The organism is Rhodococcus sp. UFZ-B548 (assembly GCF_903819475.1).
Lineage (GTDB): Bacteria > Actinomycetota > Actinomycetes > Mycobacteriales > Mycobacteriaceae > Rhodococcus_F > Rhodococcus_F erythropolis.
Window position 1 is genome coordinate 1 of sequence record NZ_CAIJDS010000137.1, and the last position, 2,187, is coordinate 2,187.

Consider the following 2,187-nt stretch of genomic DNA (forward strand, 5'->3'; position numbering starts at 1 on the left):
GCCCCTTTGTGAGTCGGACGGGGTGGCATAGCGGCTGCATCTGACATCTCCTGCGTCGGTCGATGGGTGTGTTTGAGCAGCCCGTCAGGCTCTGCAACGAAATACCATCGTCCGCGGAAAGGCGCGCGACTCTGTGGCAGAACCAGCGCCGTGGCCACGTCGGGTTCTGTTGGGGACCTCAGCTATCTCCTCGCAGTATCTTCAGCGTCGTCATAACCGATCAAGAGATTGTCCAGTTACGGCAAATCTAAGCTATGTTACGTGACATGAAACGCTATGCCACAGCATTCAATGGGCGAGTTCGCCGTACGTTTAAGGCTAGATCGTCTCGAATGTTGAACGGAGCGCGAGGCTCCTCGCTGAGACGGATTTTGCAACGCTCAGCAAACACCGAGAACGTGAGCGGTAACCTTGATTTTCCTCGCCAGGGGGACGTTGTCAGCCAGAATGTTGTCAGGGTTGCAGGGTGGGCGATGATCGGACAACGAGCCGCCGACGTTGTCCTAATCCAGATTGACAACGAAAAACCGATACGAGCGCGACGGTGCGAGCCTCGCCACGATGTGGTTGATGCAAAGGTCCAAGACGTTATGTTTGACGTTGGAGCTGGATTCAGCGAGACAATTGCATTGCCGGCAGGAAAAGCAGATCGCAAGGTCTCGATTTCCGTACGAGCAGTTGCTGCAGACGGTACCGCGTGGCGGTCGAATCGTGTTGTCGTGACCGTTGCCGCGCAAGTACCCGTGCCAGCGTTGCCTTCCGCTGCCAGTTTCGGGGGTCTGAGTCGTTCAGTTCCAAGGCTTACGATCGATAGACCGCGCGTGTGTGTATTTGCCCACTCCCTGAACATCGGCGGCGGCGAGCTGTATCTGCAGGAACTTCTGCTGCGGATGGCGGCCGACGATGTCGCCGATTTTTTGGTGATCTGCCCACGCGACGGTGTATTGCGAGCGGAGCTCGAATCTGCAGGCATCGAGGTCCACCTAGGATCGGAAGCCCCATCAGATGCGCGTAGATACGTCGATCGCCGCGCTGAGCTCTCCGCGTTGCTGCTCGCTTGGAAATGTGATGTGGTTATTGCTAACACCCTCGGTGAGTTCATCGGCGCCGATGCGGCTATCCAGATTGGAATCCCAGTCGCATGGGTCATCCACGAGTCATTTCAGTTAGACGTCTTCAATACGCACCTGTGGGGTGGCCATCTTAACAAACCTGACCAGAATGTAGTCGCGAGACTGCGAACGACTCTTCTCAATACCAATGTGAATATATTCGTCGCCGAAGCTACGGAGAATATGTTTCGCGACATGTTGCCACAACTTCGTACCCGCTGCATTCGATACGGTATCGACCTCCCAGTGATTGAAAGTTACGAGGCCGAACACTCAAAGTCCACAATTCGAGAGGGATTGGGATTCGAGGAGTCGGATTTCATTCTGCTCTGCATGGGAATAGTTCAGGAACGGAAGTCGCAGTTCGCCCTTGTGCACGAATTCGCCGCAGCCGTCGAAAACTATCCGAATGCAAAACTGGTCATCGTCGGCAACCACCCTAGCCCATATGGTGATTCAGTTATTCGAGCGGTCAACGATCTTGGGATAAGTTCGTCAGTACGTATCGTCGACATCGATTCAAATACGTATCGCTGGTTTCGTGCCGCTGATGTGCTAGTAAGTGCATCCGATGTCGAATCACTTCCGAGATCGATTCTCGAAGCAATGACATTTGGGGTTCCAGTTCTCGCTGCGGACGTATTTGGCGTATCGGAAGTGGTGACAGATGGAGAAACTGGCTGGCTTTTCGAGTCTCGGAACGCGCAAGATTTACGTTCGGGGCTGATGCGCGTGCTTAAAACCACAGCTAGTGAAATGGCAATAATGTCACAAACATGCCGGCAAGTTAGTGCAAAAAATTTTGACGGACAGAACTACGCCGACGAGTTTTCGAAACTGATTTCCGACTTATCGTCGAATGCAAAGGTTATCGAATCTATAAAAATATCTGGCAGGCCTGCGCGGCTACGCAAATCTTCCACCCTGCACGAAATGAATATCGCCTTGGAATCTCCTGCGTGATTCGCTTCTCCACGTCCGGAGTTCCCATCGCAATCATCCAACCACTGTCGATGTGAGAGCATCTGTTTCATAATCTCGGCAGTAAGTGAGTTAGCTCTATACCCCTTGTCGA

Annotated in this window: 1 protein-coding gene; it reads left to right on the plus strand. The window is 53.1% G+C overall.

What is annotated here, in order from left to right:
• Positions 1 to 590: 590 nt before the first annotated feature.
• On the plus strand, positions 591 to 2,075 hold the full coding sequence (locus H7C86_RS36815) for a glycosyltransferase family 4 protein (protein ID WP_182263508.1): 1,485 nt from the start codon (positions 591 to 593) through the stop codon (positions 2,073 to 2,075).
• Positions 2,076 to 2,187: the final 112 nt, after the last annotated feature.

What these genes read in the sequence shown, in the direction of transcription:
- H7C86_RS36815 (WP_182263508.1), top strand. Translation starts at nt 591, where the DNA reads ATGTTTGACGTTGGAGCTGGATTCAGCGAGACAATTGCATTGCCGGCA.